The 21,764-nt window shown below is 47.3% G+C and carries 16 protein-coding genes; all 16 read right to left on the bottom strand.

Annotated elements, in window-relative coordinates; genetic code table 11:
• The 16 genes from ACULM0_RS04005 to ACULM0_RS04080 all read right to left on the bottom strand — a co-directional run bounded on the left by ACULM0_RS04005 (position 1) and on the right by ACULM0_RS04080 (position 21,715).
• Positions 1-3,546 carry a PAS domain S-box protein gene (locus ACULM0_RS04005; RefSeq protein WP_463679178.1) on the bottom strand — a complete coding sequence of 1,182 codons (3,546 nt, stop codon included), beginning with the start codon at positions 3,544-3,546 and terminating at the stop codon, positions 1-3.
• A gap of 361 nt (positions 3,547-3,907) precedes the next feature.
• Positions 3,908-4,825, bottom strand: a complete 918-nt coding sequence (locus ACULM0_RS04010) for a tocopherol cyclase family protein (protein ID WP_463679179.1) — start codon at positions 4,823-4,825, stop codon at positions 3,908-3,910.
• 215 nt (positions 4,826-5,040) lie between these two features.
• Positions 5,041-7,266 (bottom strand): amino acid permease, encoded by a 2,226-nt coding sequence (locus tag ACULM0_RS04015; RefSeq protein ID WP_463679180.1) that lies wholly within the window; start codon positions 7,264-7,266, stop codon positions 5,041-5,043.
• Between the two features lie 879 nt (positions 7,267-8,145).
• A complete protein-coding gene (locus ACULM0_RS04020) occupies positions 8,146-9,009 on the bottom strand; it encodes a YkvA family protein (protein ID WP_463679181.1) in 864 nt (287 codons plus the stop codon).
• A 200-nt stretch (positions 9,010-9,209) separates the two neighbouring features.
• Complete coding sequence (locus tag ACULM0_RS04025) at positions 9,210-9,821, bottom strand: DUF4230 domain-containing protein (RefSeq protein ID WP_463679182.1); 612 nt, start codon at positions 9,819-9,821, stop codon at positions 9,210-9,212.
• Entirely contained in the window at positions 9,821-10,450 is a 630-nt protein-coding gene (locus ACULM0_RS04030) for a DUF4230 domain-containing protein (protein ID WP_463679183.1), read from the bottom strand. Before ACULM0_RS04030 ends, ACULM0_RS04025 begins: the two co-directional genes overlap by 1 nt.
• Before the next feature lie 236 nt (positions 10,451-10,686).
• Positions 10,687-11,961 (bottom strand): UvrD-helicase domain-containing protein, encoded by a 1,275-nt coding sequence (locus ACULM0_RS04035; protein ID WP_463679184.1) that lies wholly within the window; start codon positions 11,959-11,961, stop codon positions 10,687-10,689.
• Positions 11,928-12,698 carry a type II toxin-antitoxin system RelE family toxin gene (locus ACULM0_RS04040; RefSeq protein WP_463679185.1) on the bottom strand — a complete coding sequence of 257 codons (771 nt, stop codon included), beginning with the start codon at positions 12,696-12,698 and terminating at the stop codon, positions 11,928-11,930. Before ACULM0_RS04040 ends, ACULM0_RS04035 begins: the two co-directional genes overlap by 34 nt.
• A 1,311-nt stretch (positions 12,699-14,009) precedes the next feature.
• The gene (locus tag ACULM0_RS04045) at positions 14,010-14,732 is read right to left on the bottom strand and encodes an SEC-C metal-binding domain-containing protein (protein ID WP_463679186.1); all 723 of its coding nucleotides are present in this window, start codon (positions 14,730-14,732) and stop codon (positions 14,010-14,012) included.
• 544 nt (positions 14,733-15,276) lie between these two features.
• Positions 15,277-15,642: an arginase family protein gene (locus ACULM0_RS04050; protein WP_463679187.1), complete on the bottom strand. Its 366-nt coding sequence runs from the start codon at positions 15,640-15,642 to the stop codon at positions 15,277-15,279.
• 218 nt (positions 15,643-15,860) lie between these two features.
• Positions 15,861-16,934 carry an IS3 family transposase gene (locus tag ACULM0_RS04055; RefSeq protein WP_463678224.1) on the bottom strand — a complete coding sequence of 358 codons (1,074 nt, stop codon included), beginning with the start codon at positions 16,932-16,934 and terminating at the stop codon, positions 15,861-15,863.
• The gene (locus ACULM0_RS04060) at positions 16,931-17,428 is read right to left on the bottom strand and encodes a transposase (RefSeq protein ID WP_463677604.1); all 498 of its coding nucleotides are present in this window, start codon (positions 17,426-17,428) and stop codon (positions 16,931-16,933) included. The genes ACULM0_RS04055 and ACULM0_RS04060 overlap by 4 nt, the downstream gene beginning before the upstream one ends.
• 46 nt (positions 17,429-17,474) lie before the next feature.
• Positions 17,475-17,678 carry an arginase family protein gene (locus ACULM0_RS04065; RefSeq protein WP_463679188.1) on the bottom strand — a complete coding sequence of 68 codons (204 nt, stop codon included), beginning with the start codon at positions 17,676-17,678 and terminating at the stop codon, positions 17,475-17,477.
• Between the two features lie 385 nt (positions 17,679-18,063).
• On the bottom strand, positions 18,064-18,528 hold the full coding sequence (locus ACULM0_RS04070) for a GNAT family N-acetyltransferase (RefSeq protein WP_463679189.1): 465 nt from the start codon (positions 18,526-18,528) through the stop codon (positions 18,064-18,066).
• 289 nt (positions 18,529-18,817) lie between these two features.
• Complete coding sequence (locus ACULM0_RS04075; RefSeq protein WP_463679190.1) at positions 18,818-19,462, bottom strand: type II toxin-antitoxin system RelE family toxin; 645 nt, start codon at positions 19,460-19,462, stop codon at positions 18,818-18,820.
• A 216-nt stretch (positions 19,463-19,678) separates the two neighbouring features.
• Positions 19,679-21,715, bottom strand: coding sequence for a UvrD-helicase domain-containing protein (locus ACULM0_RS04080; RefSeq protein WP_463679191.1), 2,037 nt, complete (start codon positions 21,713-21,715; stop codon positions 19,679-19,681).
• Positions 21,716-21,764 lie beyond the last annotated feature (49 nt).

Raw genomic sequence — 21,764 nt, forward strand, 5'->3', positions numbered from 1 at the left:
TCACTTCTCACTTTCCCTAAAGAAACCTATGGTATCTCTCGCACCGATTGCTTGTATGAAAACCGCAACAACCCTCGGATCGAATTGACTTCCACTGCACTTTTGGATCTCTTCTATCGCCTCAACATGTGTCATTCCTTTGCGATACACCCGATCTTCCGTCATCGCGTCGTAGGCATCCACCACCGAGATGATCCTTGAAATCAATGGAATGTCTGCACCTTGCAGATTATGCGGGTAACCACTACCATCCCAACGCTCGTGGTGATGTAGAATATACTCTGCGATCGGCGCGAGATTGGGACAAGACATGGCGATTCTGTAACCAATCTCCGGGTGTTTTTTCATTTCAGTCCATTCTTCAGCACTTAATTTGCCAGGTTTCTTTAGGATCTGCTCGGCAATACCCACCTTCCCGATATCATGAAGAGTGGCCAAAAGCTCAATCTGTGCAAGCTCAATCTCTGACAGATTGAGACTCAAACCAATTCTTCGCGACAAGAGTGCGAGTCGTTCCGAGTGCTCTTTGGTCTCATGGCTCTTTTCGAGCAGAGTAGCCTGTATGGAAGAGATGATCGCACTGTACGAGCTATTCTTGTCGAGTAGCTTGCGCTGGTTCATAGCGTCTTCAGCTCTGGTAGAAACCTGGGCGAAGTCTTCGCTCTCTGAGATTTTCGTGCTTACACCAAAGGATAGGTTGAGTCGGTAGGCCTCGCTCATGACTTTAGCGTTAAAGGCATCGCAGGCCGCTTGGATGATCTTGAGCCGTTTCAAGGCTTCTTGGACACTTGTTCTTGGCAACAGAATTCTGAACTCATCGCCACCGGTCCTGGCAAGAATATCCTCCTCACGACTACATCGGCTCAAGAGCTCGGCCGCCTCGATGATGATCTTATCCCCCTCTGCAAATCCGAAGGAGTCGTTGATCAACTTAAGGCCATTGATATCGGCTATGATCAGCGACAGCGGTAGCTGGCTCGAAATATCCATTCGACGCAGCTTGTACTCAAAAAATCGACGGTTCAATAGATCGGTGAGTTGATCATAATTGTTCATATGAAGCAAGTCTTCCTCTGCTTTCCTGCGCTCCGTGATATCTTGGATTGTACCGGTAACCCCAACACAATGCCTGCTCTCGTCAAAAGTTGGCCCCACTCGAAAGTCTATGATCCGCTTCTGGCCATCCTTCCTGATGAGTGTTAGCTCAGATTTTTGAATAGACTTTTCGCTTCTGGCTTTTTCAAAAAGGCCGAAGGCATACGCCCGATCTTCCGGGTAGATGAACGCTGTGACCTCGTCCAATGTCCCTGTGAATTCCTGGTCGGTGATTCCAAAGATTCTCAAGGCTTCGAGTGATAAGGTCAAACGCTGACTGACCGTATCATAATCAAAGCTCCCGACATGAGCTATTCTTTGCGCCTCTCTCAGGTTCTTCTCGTTCTTCTTTAGTTCTTCTATTAATCTGATCCGCTCTGTGATCACCTCCGTGTAGACGATGATCCCGCCGATTGACCCATCCGACTCATACCAAGGGCGGCATTCCCATCGCGTCCAATCAGCGGCCCCGTTTTCTCGCAAGTACAAGTCCTTGTCTTTGGAAGAAACCACTCCCTGCAAGGCCTTCTGATGAACATCTCTCCATTTTTGAGGTAAGTCAGGAAAAACCTCATAGTGATGTTTACCAATGATCTCTTGGTCGTCGATACCATAAACATCAAGATACCGCTGGCTAACATACAAATAGTTCAAGTCTCGATCATGCACAGCTACTGCACTTCTGTTGTGTTCGATCACATAGCGCATCAAGTCGTGGGAATGATGGAGCGCATCTTCAATACGTTTTCTGGCTGTAATATCAGCGTCGCTCCCCCGATAACCTGTCAAAATTCCATCTTTGTTGAGTATGGGAAAGCCGTTGGTGGAAAGCATCACGGTATCTCCGGTTTTTGTTACAGCTTTGTTTTCCAAATCACGGAAAAGACCCTTTTGTTCGAAAACGGCAAACACTTTCTGCTTGAACGCCTCACGGTCTTCCTCAGGGTAGAGGTCATAGAAATGAACCTTGCCGATCAGTTCCTCGGGGTGGTAGCCTAGGACTTTTTCACCGACATGATCAACAAAAGTAAACAAACCCCTTTCGTCAACCTCCCAAGTGAACGTACGGCTCTGCTCGCTCAACCGTCTGTACCGACTCTCACTTCTGACGAGCGCCTCTTCCGTCTTCCTCTGTTCTGTGATATCTTGCATGATGCCGTGGGTCTGTATAAAGTCACCATTTGCGTCATAAGCAATTTTCCCTTCGAAGGCTATGAGCAAACGGTGATCGTCACTACAAAGCATTTCAACCTCGCTCTGTACCGTCCCTTCTGTTTTGAAGTCTTCAAAGCGATGGCGAAATGCTTCGACATCTTCCGGGCTGAGGAAATTCCCCAACCACTTGCCAATGACCTCTTCTTTTTTGTATCCAAAAGTATCGAGCCATTTCTGATTCACTTCAACGAAGCAACCATTAGCGTCCAGTGCCAAATACCCCAGTGGGGCTTGCTCAAAAAGAAGTTGAAACTTCTCTTCGCTTTCTTTTAGCCTGCACTCAATTTTCTTCTGCTCCGAGATGTCCTGCGCAGCTCCCCTGAGAGACACAATCTTACCAGAGCTATCTTCTATTGCCTCTCCTCTCACCCACATCCAACCGTTGCTACCATCACTTGTCACCGTTTCGAGCTCTAGCTCGTAAGGCACTCCATTTTTTCTGGTGAGGTCTAGGGCTGTCGATAGTCTCTCCCAGCTTCTCGGAGTGAATAACTTCATATGTTCCCTATAGGGCGGTGGTGGCTCACTCGGGTCAAAACCATACATTCTATAAAGCTCTTCAGACCACACCACTTGGTCCGTCGACAGATCCAGTCTCCATGTTCCTACCCCTGCAATCCGTTGTGACTCCAGTAGATCGTCCATGTTCTGATTGAGTTGGGCTTGATTCTCCAGTAACGTCCTCTCGTTCTTCTCAAATTCTTGATTCAGAGCCTTATGCTCGGTTTTTTCATTTGTCAGTTCAATGATCATCAGGATCATGTCTTTCAGAAATTTCATCGCCGTTTCAACGTTTTCTTTTGATACAACCGGGACTTCCTCTAAGGCTTGTAGATAGGAGAACGCATCAAATCCAAATTCTTCGGCTTGTTTCTTAAAGAATGCAACGTCCGGCTTCTCAAAAAAGAACTGACCTGAATAGAGGTTTGCAACATGCTCCCCACCGAATACAAGCGGTACACTGACATCGATCAAGCCGTTGAAGCACCTGTTGAAATGAAAACGCTCATCTTCACGATTATGATCGGCCAGCAAAAGATCACTGAGCGTGCATTTCGCAGCGGTTTGAGGGTTCTTGCGGTGAAAATCTATACAGATCTTTCTCCAACCCGATTTCGTTAAAACGGTCCCTTCAAGATCCAAAATGGCGGTAACAAACCCTGTCGATTGATTGAAGCCTTCGAGCAAAGCATTCGTCTTTTCGAAATCGAGTTTATCTATGATTCTTGATTTCATCGGTTGATCCCTCTTTTCCTTCGATCATATGATGGAGAGTGGTGAAAAATTTCAATATCTTAGCCCGCAGACCCCTATCTCCGACCACTGCCTAGCCGATCAGATGGCTTTCGCAAGAATCGTTTCCGCTTAGAGGATGTGAAAGAGTATTCACCAGTAATCACCCCATGAAGCGCACTGCCGTTAGGACAGTCTCCCTTATCGGATCCACCTCTGCGTATTGCCTGTAGAAACCTAGGCTTCTCGGGATAAGCATACCACAAATCTAATCGATTTATCCGCATCTTCGCAGCCAGCAACTCCTTTCGCAAAACTTTTGCCTGGTAGAGCCTTCCTTCAGGTGCTCCGCTTTGCTTTTGCATTAAAAATGCACATCGATAGACGCCCTCTGGCTGGAGAAATGCACTATCATTCGCTCGTCTCTTTCAAGCTCGAGTTCGATCTTCCCGTCGAGCGACTCTTTGATTCGCGAGCTCATCTCCCCATGGGCTGGAGAAGCCAGAGAAACGGGATTGAATTGTTCTGCCTGGAGCGTTAATCGAATTCCCCTCTTCTGTATCGTCACTGAGAAGGCGTCCTCCGACACGTCAAAATCCAAGATCTTGCTGCCCTCGATGCTAGAGAAGCGGTACTCTTCCCCCTCGTGGTGGAGGACTAGGAAAAAGCCCTTGGCATACTGTCCGAGCATAGGTACCGTGGCGTAGCTGAAAACGACGGATGTCTTTCCCCGATCACTTGCCTGAACCCACACGTATTCTTTCGGGAAGCCCGTTCCCCAGTCTTTCTCGATATAAGCGTCCGCATCTTGAAGAACCCAGGAACGATCACCGATCTGCAGTCTTCCCTTCACTGTATGGTGCATGCTGATGATCGAATGATTGCACTCGTTGGGTAGATAGGTGAGCCATCCCATGATGTTGGGCTTGAGGAGCGACCGGTTGATGGGAGAGAAATCGCCAAAGTGAAGGGTCCCCTTTACTGGAATGCCTTTCATCACAAAGTCGAGCGTCATACCATCTTTTGATAGCTCGTTCTTTCCAATACGGAGAACGAAGGGATCTTCATCCCACTCTAGTTCTTCGATGGGATAAGAGACATAGGCCGTGCCGTGGTCCAGGTTATCTTGAAACTGCAAAAAAGCGTGTTTGCTTTCCCCGTGGGTCGAGTAACCCCAGATGACAGAGCACATCAACCCACTTTCCCGGTCATCCACCTTGCAGAACCAGCCCTCGAAGGCGTTTTCTTTCTTCAATCCAACCATGATTCCAAATTGATCCATCGTATCAGCCACGCTTTCTTGAATGCTAGTGTACGTCGATTCGGTAAGGGATAGCCTTCACCACTCCACCTATCACCCTTGCCGACTCCTGATCTACCGCTATCGACTAAAGCGAATCGGGATCCCAAACGGATCCCGAACATCGCGAACGCCCTCTGCACACAATGGCGCAGAGGATCTTTTAACCTTCCCTTGGCATGCTTCGATCCCTTGCTTTATGATAAGGCGTTTTCTTCTCCAGAATCGAGTGTGAAGACACAGGTGGCATCGAGCCTTTGGCTGTAGGTTCTCAGCTCTTCGAAGTCAATCTCTTGGGGTAGTGTAAATACGTTCAAATCCGCCCATGGGATTTGATCCGATTCTGTCGCTAGCAAGGATTGTCTCCCTACATCAGATAGCCTGCTGAATTCCGAAACAAGCTCCAGGAACTCATCTGCCTGTTCTCTTTCCGATTCACTTTCGATCTTGGCGACAAACTGCAGATCAGCGTTCCAGTTGAGCTTGAGTTTATAGGCGATGAGCACGGCCAGATCGTTTTCTCCCAGTTCTACATCGATGTCCCAGTTTCCAGCTTGCCTCTCAAACCAGATGTTGATTTTGTTCTTCTTGCCCATTCTCCTGATCTTGTGCTCGTCGACTAGTAAGACGCCGATTCTATTCTCCCTACATGTGTTGATCACGTTCATAATCTTATCCTCTCGTTCGGTGTCCTCAGGCATGGTCAGCAAGATAAAGCTCGGCTTTAAAAAGGAACTTCGGAAGGTCTCGATCCCTGCCGTCAAGTTCTTGGCGAATTCTGCGACGGTGATCAGGGACCAAGTGGCAAAGATTCCCTCGGCCTTAATGGCTTCGACGAAGCGCTTGACCTCCCTGGTCAGCACCTCTTCATTCTCGTCTCGTGTGAGGCCCACGATCTTTAGAAATCCCTTGGGGTAAGAAAGATCTTTGACAAAATCATAGTAGCGATCGGCATGGTCGGGTCTTTCAATGGGAAACAGTAGGTTCGCCTTCCAAACGCGCTCCACGGGTACATCCAGGTTACCGATCTTTTTTACTGCCCATTCGGCCACTGCAACAAAGATACCGCTTCTCACGTCGCCAAAGGGAGCGTTCAGACTGCGCTTGATCAGCATGGTGTGAATCACGACGACCACGGCCACAGCGATCAAGCTGAAGACCGGATTGATGATAAACATCGCGAAGATACAGCCGACCATCCCAAGAAGCGGGACCACATAGGGCACCCTGAAGGTGGGACGGAAGCTGATGAGCTTCAGGTTTTGCTCGATGAAGACCACCATATTGATCATCGTGTAGGTTAACAAGAAGAACATGGTGATCAGCGGTGCGATGGTATTCAGGTCTCTGAGCATCAACACGGCCAGGGTAATGGCCCCTGTCAAGTACAGGGCATTGCGAGGTTCTCCCTTGGGTGAGAGCTCTCCGAACCACTTGCCTTTCGGAAGGATGTTATGGGTCCCCAGGGCCTGTAGGATCCGGGGCGCACCCACCAAGGAGGAAAGTGCCGATGAAAAGGTTGCACCCAATAGGCCGGCCAGTACTGCGGGACCCCAGGCTGCCTTGTCGATCATGATGTTGTAGTTTTCCACAAGTTCTTGTGGCGTAGCAGAACGGGCCAACCAATAGGCCAGCACCAGGTAGACAACAAGGCTCACGCCGATGGCACTCATGGTGCCCAGAGGAATGTTCTTCCGGGGATTTTCCAGCTCGCCCGACATATTGGCGCCCGCCATGATTCCCGTTGAAGCGGGAAAGAACACCGCGAAGATCGCCCAGAATCCGATGCCCGAGAAGTCGTTCTCGACGGAGCCGGGAAACTCCCCCCACCACTGGATGGGGTACTGCATGGATCCCTGCAGGGCCGAGATCCCGATGGACAGCAAGGAAATCCCGATGACACCCAGGATAAAGTACTGGATTTTGAAAGCGAAGCCAGCGCTGGTAAAAGCAATGGCAAAAACGATGGCAAAAACGACCAGATCAACGACCAGGGCAGGGTGTTCTGGAAACAGCCACTGCCAGCCACTACGGAAACCAAAAATATACATGGCCACGGCCAGTGCTTGGCACAGGTACAGCGGGATGCCGATGCTACCCCCGACTTCAAGGCCCAGGGACTGGGAGATCACTGAAAAAGCGCCCCCCGCACCGATCCGGATGTTGGTCGTAATCGATGACAAACAGAGTGCCGTGCATATGGTGATGCTGAAGGCCAAAAGAATAATCAGCCATGCCCCGAGCAGACCCGCGTTACCCACGACCCATCCCTGACGCAAGAACATGATCACGCCCAGTATAGTCAGTAGTGTCGGCAGGAATACACCGGTAAAGGTACCGAATAATTTTGTCTTCTTCTTATCCTCTGCCTGTTTCTTTAGGTTCTTGCTTTCTTGTGGTTCTAAACCTTGCTTTTCACTCATATCGATCCGCCCTCCCTCAGAACAACTTTCACATATTCTTCTTTTACCCCTAGGACGTTAAGAATACGCGTCAACCCTCAAGGCAGGCTACTGCCTATAACAGTGAGCCTCCCGAGGCGCCAATACGGCGGCTCAGAAAGCTCACATTAAAACATCATTCTTTTCTGCTTCGAGGAACAAAATGTTATCGCTCTCTCTAAATTACCATGCCTTGCTCGCAAGCTTTTCAACTCGTGCTCGTTTCCTTTGCTATAGGATCAAAGACTTAGTACCAATTGCCGCTACTAACTCTGATTCTGGTGATGTTTCTTCAAATTCTTCCTTCCTGGGGACAGGTTCTTTCGTTGATGAATCATTAATCACTAATCTCCATAGTTGTTCATTTAACAGAATTGCAGATAATGATCCACAAAGTTTTTTCAACGTGATTACCTGTCCCCGAGGGGAAAAATCGAGCTATAGTTTATAATGCATACCGGGGTGGCCTTCACGCTCGCGGTAGTGGCCTTAATTAAGCGTGAAGGTGGCCCTGTTTCACCGTGTCGATGGCCTTCCGGAATCGTAATATACACTTCACTAACAGCGTGCTACGACACCTTACGACTTTTGCCGATTGCTCTCTGTGACATGTTGGCATCTCAAAGCTCCATAATGAGTTTCACCGGAATTTTTCTGGCCATTATGGCCTCCCTTCATGAACGTGAGATAATCCTCTCGATTCAATCTGCATCCGGTGATGCTCAAACTGCGAAATAATCAGATGACCCCCACTTAGCAGCGATATGTCGCTGCTAAGATTTAAAAAACCCGCGGCAAAATAAGAGAGCACCGTGCGGCAAAACTAGTGAGCAAGGCATGATCGATCAGAGAGCTATAACACTAAGCCTTAACATCGTCACTTCTTTTTCTCATAACATGTCTAATGATGTTATCTAACTCTTCACCCAGCATCTCTTTCGCCGCGGCATAATAATCATTCAGGTTATCAATATCGTCAGGATTTCCCGGCCATAGTACCCTCATGGAATCCCTACTGATAACATCCGTACTAAACCCTTCAGAAATTGTACTTATTGCTACAATGATGTCATCAAAGAGACCAAAGGCATGCATAATGGCTTCGGGTACCACATCAATCGGGGAGACGATGTAAATGATCGCCAATACCAATTTGATTTTGAACCTTTCATCAACCTCTTTCGACGCGAGTAACCTACACAAGTAAACGAATAGATCAGGTAAGATCAACAAGGCTTCTAGAAAACGGTTCTCATATTCGACCTCTAAATGATTTACTTGACTCCTTAACTCCTGATAATGCTTATCTGCTTCCTTCAGTATCCTATCGATCTCCACGTATAGATTTTTACCTCTACTGAGATACTCAAGAACACTACGTATAAATGCATCCATCGTACTTAAAATTCGTTTTCTTATATCATCATCATGAAATGATGAATGCGCTGTAGAGTAGTTTACTATCGGCAATAGGAACTCAGGAATTTTGTTATTGTCGCTCGTAGAACGCATTGATGGTAAATCTTCACCAAAGTCGTCGATGCGATCCAATGATATACCATCCGCACGATGAGAAATATACCTATGCATCGGTGAGCGTTCTAATGCTTCTACAATCATCTGATAATCCAATCGATCAAAATCCTTTGCCTTTCGAACACCCTTTATTTTCTTCAATCCTTTTAGTACATCCTTTAGTTGCTCATCATTATACACATATCCCATTCTATGGCTCCTTCGCAACTCATCCTCACCCGTCAAGCAAGGAAGTTCTAAATTCGGGATTATCATCGGTTTAGAATTTAATCATGCCAACAAACGACCAGCTCAGAGACCAATCCTTTCTAGGTAATCGATAGGGTACACTTTATAATAGTTCGGCCATACGTAACCCTAAAGAGTAAACACTGTAGATGTTACCATAATCAGTTCTCATTTGAATTCTGATTTGATGAAACAAAATGCCATTCAATAGAATACGCTTTACCAGTAGCCGCTCCAATGTTCATCACATATTCCTCCAGCAACTTTTGAGCACGTTGTTGCGCGCTCGCTAACAAGGCCAGATCTTCTTGAGCTGATTGAACCATTCTTTCCTCAGCTTCTGCAAATGCTTGAGATTCATCAACTCCTGTGATGTCTGCAGAGTCCTTGTCTTTGATTAGGTTCGCCTCATTCAGAGCCACTTCATCCACTTCTGTTCTCAGTACCCTAGCTTCGGGCATTGTGATGGTCACTGTATCGTCTTTCACTACAATATCTAGAAGAGATGCGTCTATGCCGATCTCGACTATTCCGCTATATTCTATCCAAAAATGCTTGTCCTTTTTCCACAGCCAGAACCCTTCAGCGTCTTCCTCTTTGAACTTAGCAACATTGTGATAGTAGCAATCCATTACGGCCAACTCACTGATCGTTCTCATTTGAGAGACTTGCGGACTCATCTCTATCGGTTGTGCGCCCAATAGTGCACAAGAACTTATCACCAAGACGATTAACGATAAACTAACTAATAAGAACAACTTCTTCTTATTCATCATCGTTCACCTCTGATTACAATCTCATACTCAGGATCGTACTGCTGAACAAAAGGGCTGATTAGAGCTTCAACTATGTTTACAGCATTTTGTTCCGCCAATTCGAGAATTTGCTCTTCATTTTTACTTTCTCTCTCTACATCCTCTAGGCACGCTTTGTACGCAAGTTTTGTGATCATGTCATCATCAGAGACCTTATTCAAGTAAATGTAATCTAGTGATCCGATATCTACATGAATGTCACCAATTACAATCCCGGGCATCGTAATGATCATTCTCTTGGCCTCGATATCATTGACAATTCCTACCTTCTCAAAATCAAATCCAGCATTCACTTTCGCTTCATAGGATACATAAAAATCGATTTCGCTCTCATTTTCTTCGTTCATCACTTCAGCTACACCATTGTAGACAGCCTGATAAGTGTTCAAATCACTTATGTTGATAATCTTGTTCAAAAATGATACCGTGACGATTTCCTTCTGGGGTCTCAATCCATTTACGTACGAGTAACCACCGAAGGCAACAAGGATGACAATAATGATGAGAACTACCCTGTATGCAGACTTATGCCTAATCAGTTTCTTTAATCGATCCATACTATGTTTTCCATCTCTATCATTGCCCATAAACTCGCTCCTTCCAATTTTAATTAAGCGCCCTCACTTCATACTGTGTAATTTTCGCGACTTGCGTTCAGATCTTAGGAACCGCCTTTGCAGATAAGTAAAGCTTCAACAGATTACGAAGTGAACACTCAACATCACTAAGGAAGCTGGTCTCTTTCATCGTCCACTCCGCTCTTAGTCTGAATATTCTGTTAATTTTGGGCGCAAATTCATTCCGTCTTTTGCTTTTCATTCAACTACTGGACGTCCCTCACAATTCCCACAACCACACCCTCTCTAGCCCGTGTCACAGCGACATACTTCCGACAGGCGATCTGATGGGCTACTCGGCTCTCAGGCCCTTTGAGATAATATCCAGCGTTCTGCGAGTCTGTGATGAAGACATGTCGGAATTCTAGACCCTTTGCTCCTTCTATGGTCACGACGTTAAGCGTGTCGTTGGGCTTCGGGTACACATCATCCACAAGATCTGTGTAAGGTATACCATGGTAGTACAGGACACCCAGTACATGGCTCTTATACTCTGATGTGATCAGTGCGATCTCGTGCAGAGGAATACCCTCCTCTTGGAGTGTACGGATCTCAGCAACGAAGGTATCCATTTGCTCTTTGTATGTCTCAAAAGGCACGACCCTCGGTTCTGGTCCCGTAAGGATACTCTTGTAGCCGTTATGGCTCAACCTCTCCTTATCTGAGTTTCCAAAGTATCCGTAGGCAAAGGCATGGATTTCCTTGGTGGTTCGATAGTTCAACCCGAGGTGAACCGTTCGTCCCACCACGGGAATCCCGGTCTCCTGCTTCCAACTTTTCATCTGGAAGATCCTTTGGTTTTGGTCGGCCAAGATCATCAGGTTATCGGGGCCTTCCTCCACAAGTTGCCCCAAAGCCCTCAATCTGACGGGGGTCAAGTCCTGTGCCTCGTCAATGATCATGTGAGAAAAGCATGCCTCTACACCGGAGATAACTAGCAAGGCCGCCAGATCATCCCAGTCGGCCACATGCAGTCGCTTTTTTTCTTTGTTGACCCACTTGAAGAGATGCCAGAGCTCTTTTCGCTGCCGTAGCGAGAGACGGAATCCGCGCCTGCTTCGATCGGCGGTCAGATAATCTACTTCCTTAGAGTAACCCCGCTGCTGCACCATCACCCGGTACTCATCCTTGGCTTTCGATAATGCTAGCGACAGTCCACAGACCTTGGCACCCTCAACAAAGATTTCCTGGACACGTTTTAATGATACTGTGGGCACCACTTGATTACAGTATTTTTTCAGTGCGCCGCGAATCACTTCATCAGCACTGAGCACTACTATACGATCCGCTATCTCACCATCGCATAACCTTTTGATTTTTTCTTCCATCTGTCGTGCAAGCTTGATGCTGAAACTGCACAGAACCACCTGATCCTCTGGGTAGATCCTGGCCAAGTGGACAGCCCTGTGGAGGGCAACCACGGTCTTTCCGGTGCCCGGACCACCTTCTACCAAGATCGGGCCACTGTGCGTTTTCTCCACCAGTGCCCGTTGGTCCGGGTGGAGGAATAGCGCCAGCCTTCAAAGTCTCCTTCTAACAGTGCTCTCGAGATCGTACCGGGTACAAGTGGGGCGAAGCGCCTCCTGGCTTGGGGATGGTCGATGGCCTCCACCGCTTGCGTCTCCTCCTCATGGAGTTTCGCATAAGCGCCAGTGACATCCAACGACCCGGTCGCTAGATCGATCAAGACCTCGGCGATCTCCTCAGGGTAGATCTCGATAAATGCCATGAACTCTGTATCATCGCATATTCCGCAGAGAAGGTCTGCATGGCTCTCTGGTATACCTAGCTTCTCGAGATCCTTCACCATCACCCCCTTCAGTTCGAGTAGCCCCGGTGGCTGATACTCCGCCATCTGGCTCTCCTGGGCTACAGCTACCCGCTCCTCGACCTTGACCTGATCATAGAGAAAAAGGGCACCGTGAGATTCAATTTCTAAACGCTTCCCCCGGGCCCATGCATAGGCATCATCATGGTGATCAGCATGCAGTAATATCAGATGATCACTCTGATGTGATAACACAATCCTCAGATCCAGTGATGAGCGTACCGTTCGAAAGGTCTCATCACAGCCTTCGCCTGATAAAACGTGCATATGGAGGGATTTGCTCCGATGGTCTTCCGCAAGTTTCTCTAGGGTATCCTGGATACTCTTACGGTCCTTCCTCGAAAGCGGTCCCAAACTCTCTAGAAATGTAGGTGTTATATAGATTCTCATCGACCACTCTCCTTTGCTCACTGATTCACTTTTTAAATACTGATATCGGCCAGAGTAACTCCTTGTCGCTGGCAAATCCACCATTATCGGACACGGACTCACAAAAAACGGACTGAAGGCCACATGGTTCTCAGAGTTTCTTCACTTTCTTCCTTCTTGGGGACAGGTTCCTTAGTGGAAGAAACTCATTTATCGAATCTCCACACCCGTTTATTTCACTGAAGTACAGTGGACTGGCCATAAAGTTTCTTCTTCAAAAGTGCCTGTCCCCGCAGTGTTCACAGTGGACTGGCCATAAAGTTTCTTCTTCAAAAGTGCCTGTCCCTGTGGTCTGGTGGAAACTCTTAACCAAACTGGTGGGGGAATGTTAAACGGAATGGGTGGGCTTTCAAGCCGAAATACTCACTGAAGACCACTCAGATTACTAGGCTTTCTTCACTTTCTTCAGCGATAGGGACAGGTTATTCTGCGGAAGAAACTCATACCATCAGCTTCTACATGCTTTCATTTTACTGAACTACAGAGATTCTATCAAAAAGTTTCTTCGTCAATAGTGCCTGTCCCCGTGGTACGAGAGGATTAGCCCCAGTAATGATGGCCCAATTTCTGAAGCCATCATTGATCGTATTATCCATAATGCTCATGAAGTGATGATTGATGGGAATGTATCTATGCGCGAAAGGCACGGGCTGAACTCCAAAGAAAAATCGAGCTGCAGTTTATAATCCATGGCAGGTGTGGCCTTCACGTTCGTGTTAGTGGCCTAAATGAGCGTGAAGGTGGCCCTGTTTCACCGTGTTAATGGCCTTCCGGAATCGTAATATACAACTAGGCTTGAGGAGCGATTGGTCGATGGGTGAGAAATTGCCGAAGCGAAGACTCCCTCTAACAACAATGCCTTCCACCGAAAAATCGAAGGTCATGTCCTCTTCTGACAGATTGTTCTTACCAATCCGCAAGGTGAAGGGATTTGCCTCATAGGCCAGTGCCTCGATGGGATAAGAGACATAAGCCGTGCCGTGGTCCAGATTATCCTGTTACTGCAAAAAGGCGTGTTTACTGTCGACGGGGGTGGAGTAGCCCCAGATCACCGAGATCATCAACCCGCTTTCCCGATCATCCACCTTGCAGAACCAACCCTCAAAGGCATTATCTTTCTTTATTTCACCATGATTCCAAACTGATCCATCATAGCTTCACACCTTCCCGGTCCTGCTTTCCCCACCTTCATTGATCAGATTTTGGCACTACCTATGCATCATGAGCACCCCATGTTCTAATTGTTTCCGACCATGCTTATAAGCGGAGACCCTAAGCGTCGCGATCGTCTTTCCTCATACAGCATTTCTTATACTTCTTACCACTCCCACAGGGACAGGGAGCGTTTGGACCGATTTTTTCTTTCTTAACTGCAATGTATTGATCCGGTATGGGTATAGTATGCGGTCTATCTAACAGATCAAACATCTCCTGTGGAGTGTGCCCGTTGTTCTCCCAAATCCTCACGTTGTTCGCGAGCTCCATGACCAGCTGCAGAACCTCGTTCATTTGGTCTTCGTCATTGAAGCTGATCTTCCTACGATTGAACTCTGCCATGACCCACTGAATCGAGAAATCGTATCGACAATCCAAGTAGAGATCCTCACAAACAGCCACGGCCTTCTCCTCGTCTTCAAAAATGTGTTTTTTCATATAGGCGATGAGCTTTCGATATGCCTTGTTCTCTTTAATATAGAGTTGATCCACGTATTTTAGTAGCTCCTGCTTCTTTGGAACATAGTAGGGTTTGCCTGCTTTCTTTGCCATGTAGATGTCGAACTCGCCAAACTCATCAATGGATTCGTTAACGAAATGGTCTGGATAGACGTACACGAATCCCTTTTCGAGGTCTTCCGTGGATACGGCACCTAGATCAGCATAAGCAATCTTATCCTCATTCTGCTGATTGTAGATTTCGACAACTTTTTCCTTGGGGACAATACCGTAGAGATTGGTCAGTGCCACAATATAGTCCCGAATCATCTTTTCCGTCAAACTCGATCGCTCCTTTGGTGTTGCGTATTTAGGTTTATCCCTACCTCATTTGGCTAAGATTTCCCTCCGCTACGGAGTAAATATGATTCTCTGATAATCATATCGTCACCTCATTATTACACTATAGCAAATTGAAACCACTTCCTCACATATGATTCGATTTGGCAAAATAAAATCAATGTACCTATTCGTAATCTATTACAACAAAACAAATCTATGAGAAAGAGCAGAGAAGTCGAAGAGATCCTCTCTGCCAAAAATGATTCTTTATTGAGCGTGTATATTGCGATTCTGGAGATAATTTTGATTATTACCACTTTACTTCACTCAACCGACTAGTACTACTATCCTAGCACATAGAGGGGTGGCCTTCACGTTCGTGATAATGGCCTTAATTGAGCGTGAAGGTGGCCCTGTTTTACCGTGTTGGTGGCCTTCTGGAATCGAAATACTCATGCCAAAACGTCTGGCAATGAGGATTGTATTCTTTATTGCCGAGAATTGTACTTCTTGTTGCCAAACACAATTAGTGCCTGTCCTAGATTCATGGGGTAATAATGATTTGCCTTAACATCTCGATGACCTTTTCTACTTCTTTCGAAGCAGAAGCCTTTGGCGAGAATTCTGTGATGACTATACCAGCTATTCTCTTATCGTGGCAAATAGGCTTTAATAACCTGGTGATCGTCTCCATACGAAGACCCTTGGGGCTTGGCATGTATACGCTAGAAAGCTCTGACTCACTGATCACGTCAAGATCCAGGTGTATGAGAACCCTGGCTTCCTCTGATAGATTGGATAGGAACTCTTTCGCAACCTTTTCAGGGTCAGCTACTACCATTGATTTTTCATACTTCTTGACACCCTCAACCGAATAACTTTCATCCAAGGTTTCGGGGTCAAATCCCATGGCGGTCACTTTCTCATTGGTAAAACCTTCGAATGGACTTACCCACTGGTTTTCATGAGTAAGGAAATACAAAGTATAAGCCGTCGCACCCACACATTGTTCTGGAGAGGGTACCGGTAGATGTCAAGTTAGTTGTCCAGATTATCGATTGTGATACTACAAGTAGTCTAAGAGTGCGCTTGCATCTTTTCAATATATTTACATTCGGTTCTAGTATGCTACCCTGCGCTCGAGTTCTCCGTGCTATCATCAAGTTCAGTCTGGTTAACCGGATTCAGATAAACCGTATCTTCAATAGACCAGTTCCTAGTACTGCCTGACCATCTCTCGGGATGAGCAGCTTTAGCGGCTATGTAAATGGCATCTCGTTTTGCCAAGATCTCTTTTCCTAAGCCCTCATGGCGTTGGTGCGGTGTCAGATATTTGATGCCACTGTGCTTATGCGTGTGGTTGTACCAGGTCACTAAATCTTTACACCATGTGCGTGCGTCGCTGAGTGTTGCAAATCCTTTGAACGGATAGTTCGGCCGATACTTGATCGTTCTGAAAACCGCTTCTGCATAAGCGTTATCATTGCTGACCCTAGGGCGGCTACGTGACGGAACGATTCCGAGTCGCTGGAGTGTATCTAGTAGAGCAGCACCTTTCATCGGGCTTCCGTTATCGCTGTGAAGAACCAGGGGCTTTCGATTTAGAGCCAAGTTCTCCTTTAGCGATGCACGACGAATCATTCGGGCTGCATGCTCAGAAGACTCTTCTAAGTGGACTTCCCAAGCGACGATCTTTCGACTGAATAAGTCGGTGACCAGATAGAGGTAGAAGAACAGTCCTTTCACCGGCCCGGGGAGCCAGCTGATATCCCACATCCATACCTGATTGGGACCATTGGCTGAATGCGTTGCCAGCGGCTTACTTTCGGGTTTCTTGGACCTGCCTCGGTGATTCTGCTGCTTATGCTTTTTGAGTACTCTATAGTATGTGGACTCCGAAGCGATGTAAGTACCGCGGTCTAACAAGGTCGGGATAGCGTAGTGAGGGGAAGAACTCTTGAACTCATCGCTATTCATGATTGCTATAATCTTTTCTTCTTCCTCTTCCGTCAGCTTATTAGCGGGTGTAGGGCGATCCGCTTCCGGCCTTTGATCATCGAGAGGTGTCCGCTGATCAGTCCATCGCTTATAGGTTTTCTTCGTAACCCCCATCATGCGGCAGGCCATTTTTAAACGAGCTCCTGCTTCAACTGCTTCGTCAATCAGCGAGATTGCTTTTCTGCGATCAGGGGTGCTGATCATTCTTCCTCGTTTTCCCCCCAGATCGCATGCATCTTTTTTCTGAGCACCAGTAGTGCAGCTGTTTCAGCCAGTGCAGATTCCTTTCTAGCCAGTTCTTTCTTTACCTGCTTGTATTCCTTATCCCGATCTCTCAGCTCTTTGCTCAGGCGCGCTGCCTCGTCTGCTAGTCCACCGTTAGCCGTCATGCAGGCGTTCTTCCAAGCCTCGATCTGCTCAACATAGAGCCCTTTCTCTCGGCAGTAGGCGCTGAGCTCCGATTCGTTTAACGACGCTGTTTCAAGGACGATTTGAAACTTATCTTCCGAACTCCATTTCTCGCTGTTGGTTTCTCCATCGGTGACTACGAACCCTTCCTTCTTGGCTTCTCGCTTCCACTTGTAAAGGGTGTTCTCGGAGATTCCAGTTTCTTTTGAAATGCTGGCAACGCTCTTGTTGGACGGGGGCATCATCATTCTTTTAACCTTGTATTTGAACTCTTTGTCGTACCTAGCCATTGAATTTCCTCCTCGGGGGATCTTGGTTATTACCACTTTACTTTATTCAAGCAGCTGGTACAACTATCCTAACACATAGGGGTACCTTCATGTCGATATGATGATCTATTGATAGCAACTCCGCCTGCTTTCCAAAAACCCCGTAAATGTTTCGAAAGATCCACGCGAGAATACTACAACCACCGCCGATCACGATGGTAAACTTGGAGGCTTTAAACAGTTCATCTACCTTAGCCACTTCATCCCACATGAGTAAAGGTGCGGGCTAATTCCGAATGGGACCGTAATTATGGCGGTAGCTCTCGTTATCGATCTGTACGTCATCTAAATCCATCACTTCATGGTTCTTTTGCAGTGTCTCTAGCAAACCACCATTTCTAAAGGACGATGAACCTAACTCTGTTCCTTTATTGAGCATCCCTACATTAGAGGGTACCCCGATTATTCTTAAGTTCATGCGACCTACTCGTAACTAATAATACCTATTGCAGCTTCTCTGGTTTGATTGCGAATCCTTGAGCCTCACTCAGGTGGTCAGAGCACCACTTGTCGCTAACGAATCCACCGCCATTGTAGGCGACTCACCATGACGAACTGAAGGCCCACTAGATAAGCAGTATAAAACCTACGGGTCATTACGCTTTTGCCTTCATCATCAAGCATTCCGTTATACCATTTCTATACAAGTTAGGGATGTCACCAATTTCTGAATACCCAATTTTCTTGTACAATCTCTTTGCATCCGGATTAAAATCCGATACCACTAAAAATAGTTTTGAGTACTCTTCAAAATAGACATCCTCAACAAACCTCATGAGCCTTTTTCCGATCCCCTGGCCACGACTCTCACTTTTGACAGCAAGCATATGTACGTAGGGAGACGAGTGAAAGATTCCATTGACGATCACCCAAACAAATCCCTTACAGTTGTTATGACTATCGACTGCAACATACAGATCGTTGTCACGAAACCCTTTTTCCAATGCTCTTCGGGCTTTTCCCTTTTCCGAAAAATATCTCTTCCCCAGTTCTGAATTGACCAAGGCATCTTGGCAATCATCCATATGATTTATGCTGCCCTTAACGATTGATATTTCCATATTCAGTACACCCCATTATCATAAGCCTACTTCGCGGTATACCGCGAGAGGTGTTATAATTCTCTCTGATTGACCATGCCTTGCTCGCTAGTTTTGCCACTCGTCGCTCTTCTACTTTGCCATAAACTCAAAGACTTAGTACCAAATGCCTCTACTAACTCTGATTCTGGTCAAGTTTCTTCACTTTCTTCCGCGAGAGGGACAGGTTGTTCCGAGGATGAAACTCATAACATCAATTGCTACATGTACTCATTTTACTGAACTACATAGATCCTCTCGAAATGTTTCTTCAACAAAAGTGCCTGTCCCCGTGATGGATGGCCTCCACCGCTTGCGTCTCCTCCTCATGGAGTTTCGCATAAGCGCCAGTGACATCCAACGACCCGGTCGCTAGATCGATCAAGACCTCGGCGATCTCCTCAGGGTAGATCTCGATAAATGCCATGAACTCTGTATCATCGCATATTCCGCAGAGAAGGTCTGCATGGCTCTCTGTTATACCTAGCTTTTCGAGATCCTTCACCATCACCCCCTTCAGTTCGAGTAGCCCCGGTGGCTGATACTCCGCCATCTGGCTCTCCTGGGCTACAGCTACCCGCTCCTCGACCTTGACCTGATCATAGAGAAAAAGGGCACCGTGAGATGCAATTTCTAAACGCTTCCCCCGGGCCCATGCATAGGCATCATCATGGTGATCAGCATGCAGTAATATCAGATGATCACTCTGATGTGATAACACAATCCTCAGGTCCAGTGATGAGCGTACCGTTCGAAAGGTCTCATCACAGCCTTCGCCTGATAAAACGTGCATATGGAGGGATTTGTTCCGATGATCTTCCGCGAGTTTCTCCAGGGTATCCTGGATACTCTTGCTATCCTTCCTTGAAAGCGACTCCAAGCTCTCTAGAAATGTAGGCGTTATGTAGATTCTCATCGACCACCCTCTCTTGAACAACACGTTCACTTTTCATATACTGATTCCACTCTGAGGACCACCTTGTCGCTGGCAAATCCACCATTATCGGACACGGACTCACAAAAAACGGACTGAAGGCCACATGGTTCTCAGAGTTTCTTCACTTTCTTCCTTCTTGGGGACAGGTTCCTTAGTGGAAGAAACTCATTTATCGAATCTCCACACCCGTTTATTTCACTGAAGTACAGTGGACTGGCCATAAAGTTTCTTCTTCAAAAGTGCCTGTCCCCGCAGTGTGGCTCGCGTGACTGCCACGTATTTTCGACAGGCGATCTGATGGTCTACTTGACTCTCAGGCCCTTTGAGATAATACCCAGCGCTCTGCGAGTCTGTGATAAAGACATGTCGGAATTCTAGACCCTTTGCTCCTTCTATGGTCACGACGTTAAGCGTGTCGTTGGGCTTCGGGTACACATCATCCACGAGATCTGTGTAAGGTATACCATGGTAGTACAGGACACCCAGTACATGGCTCTTATACTCTGATGTGATCAGTGCGATCTCGTGCAGAGGAACACCCTCCTCTTGGAGTGTACGGATCTCAGCAACGAAGGTATCCATTTGCTCTTTGTATGTCTCAAAAGGCACGACCCTCGGTTCTGGTCCCGTAAGGATACTCTTGTAGCCGTTATGGCTCAACCTCTCCTTATCTGAGTTTCCAAAGTATCCGTAGGCAAAGGCATGGATTTCCTTGGTGGTTCGATAGTTTAAACCGAGGTGAACCGTTCGTCCCACCACGGGAATCCCGGTCTCCTGCTTCCAACTTTTCATCTGGAAGATCCTTTGGTTCTGGTCGGCCAAGATCATTAGGTTATCGGGACCTTCTTTCACAAGTCGAGCTAGGGCCCTCAATCTAACGGGGGACAAATCCTGTGCCTCGTCAATGATCATGTGAGAAAAGCATGCCTCTACACCGGAGGTAACTAGCAAGGCCGCCAGATCATCCCAGTCGGCCACATGCAGTCGCTTTTTTTCTTTGTTGACCCACTTGAAGAGATGCCAGAGCTCTTTTCGCTGCCGTAGCGAGAGACGGAATCCGCGCCTGCTTCGATCGGCGGTCAGATAATCCACTTCCTTAGAGTAACCCCGCTGCTGCACCATCACCCGGTACTCATCCTTGGCTTTCGATAATGCTAGCGACAGTCCACAGACCTTGGCGCCTTCAACAAAGATCTCCTGGACGCGTTTTAATGATACCGTGGGTACCACTTGGTCACTCTCATCTTTCAGTGCACCACGGATCACCTCATCAGCGCTGAGCACTACTATGCGATCCGCTACTTGACCATCATCGCATAACCTTTTGATTTTTTCTTCCATCTGTCGTGCAAGCTTGATGCTGAAGCTACAGAGAACCACCTGGTCATCTGGGTAGGTCTTCGCCAAGTGAACAGCACGGTGGAGGGCAACCACGGTCTTTCCGGTGCCCGGACCACCTTCTACCAAGATCGGGCCACTGTGCGTTTTCTCCACCAGTGCCCGTTGGTCCGGGTGGAGGAATAGCTGCCAGCCTTCAAAGTCTCCTTCTAACAGTGCTCTCGAGATCGTACCGGGTACAAGTGGGGCGAAGCGCCTCCTGGCTTGGGGATGGTCGATGGTCTCCACCGCTTGCGTCTCCTCCTCATGGAGTTTCGCATAAGCGCCAGTGACATCCAACGACCCGGTCGCTAGATCGATCAAGACCTCGGCGATCTCCTCAGGGTAGATCTCGATAAATGCCATGAACTCTGTATCATCGCATATTCCGCAGAGAAGGCCTGCATGGCTCTCTGGTATACCTAGCTTCTCGAGATCCTTTACCATCACCCCCTTCAGTTCGAGTAGCCCCGGTGGCTGATACTCCGCCATCTGGCTCTCCTGGGCTACAGCTACCCGCTCCTCGACCTTGACCTGATCATAGAGAAAAAGGGCACCGTGAGATGCAATTTCTAAACGCTTCCCCCGGGCCCATGCATAGGCATCATCATGATGATCAGCATGCAGAAGTACCAGATGATCACTCTGATGGGATAACACAATCCTCAGATCCAGTGATGAGCGTACCGTTCGAAAGGTCTCATCACAGCCTTCGCCTGATAAAACGTGCATATGGAGGGATTTGCTCCGATGGTCTTCCGCAAGTTTCTCTAGGGTATCCTGGATACTCTTACGGTCCTTCCTCGAAAGCGGTCCCAAACTCTCTAGAAATGTAGGTGTTATATAGATTCTCATCGACCACCCTCCTTTGCTCACTGATTCACTTTTTAAATACTGATATCGG

This window comes from Halotolerantifilum yawarlongkerapense, from assembly GCF_054506745.1.

Bases quoted from the DNA above. Each gene is read 5' to 3' on its own strand.
- ACULM0_RS04010 (WP_463679179.1), bottom strand. From the start codon at position 4,825: ATGGATCAATTTGGAATCATGGTTGGATTGAAGAAAGAAAACGCCTTC.
- ACULM0_RS04065 (WP_463679188.1), bottom strand. From the start codon at position 17,678: ATGTGGGATGAAGTGGCTAAGGTAGATGAACTGTTTAAAGCCTCCAAG.
- ACULM0_RS04070 (WP_463679189.1), bottom strand. From the start codon at position 18,528: ATGGAAATATCAATCGTTAAGGGCAGCATAAATCATATGGATGATTGC.
- ACULM0_RS04030 (WP_463679183.1), bottom strand. From the start codon at position 10,450: ATGGGCAATGATAGAGATGGAAAACATAGTATGGATCGATTAAAGAAA.
- ACULM0_RS04015 (WP_463679180.1), bottom strand. From the start codon at position 7,266: ATGAGTGAAAAGCAAGGTTTAGAACCACAAGAAAGCAAGAACCTAAAG.
- ACULM0_RS04050 (WP_463679187.1), bottom strand. From the start codon at position 15,642: ATGGGATTTGACCCCGAAACCTTGGATGAAAGTTATTCGGTTGAGGGT.
- ACULM0_RS04080 (WP_463679191.1), bottom strand. From the start codon at position 21,715: ATGAGAATCTATATAACACCTACATTTCTAGAGAGTTTGGGACCGCTT.
- ACULM0_RS04025 (WP_463679182.1), bottom strand. From the start codon at position 9,821: ATGAATAAGAAGAAGTTGTTCTTATTAGTTAGTTTATCGTTAATCGTC.
- ACULM0_RS04055 (WP_463678224.1), bottom strand. From the start codon at position 16,934: ATGATCAGCACCCCTGATCGCAGAAAAGCAATCTCGCTGATTGACGAA.
- ACULM0_RS04005 (WP_463679178.1), bottom strand. From the start codon at position 3,546: ATGAAATCAAGAATCATAGATAAACTCGATTTCGAAAAGACGAATGCT.
- ACULM0_RS04075 (WP_463679190.1), bottom strand. From the start codon at position 19,462: ATGAGAATCTACATAACGCCTACATTTCTAGAGAGCTTGGAGTCGCTT.
- ACULM0_RS04040 (WP_463679185.1), bottom strand. From the start codon at position 12,698: ATGAGAATCTATATAACACCTACATTTCTAGAGAGTTTGGGACCGCTT.
- ACULM0_RS04020 (WP_463679181.1), bottom strand. From the start codon at position 9,009: ATGGGATATGTGTATAATGATGAGCAACTAAAGGATGTACTAAAAGGA.
- ACULM0_RS04060 (WP_463677604.1), bottom strand. From the start codon at position 17,428: ATGGCTAGGTACGACAAAGAGTTCAAATACAAGGTTAAAAGAATGATG.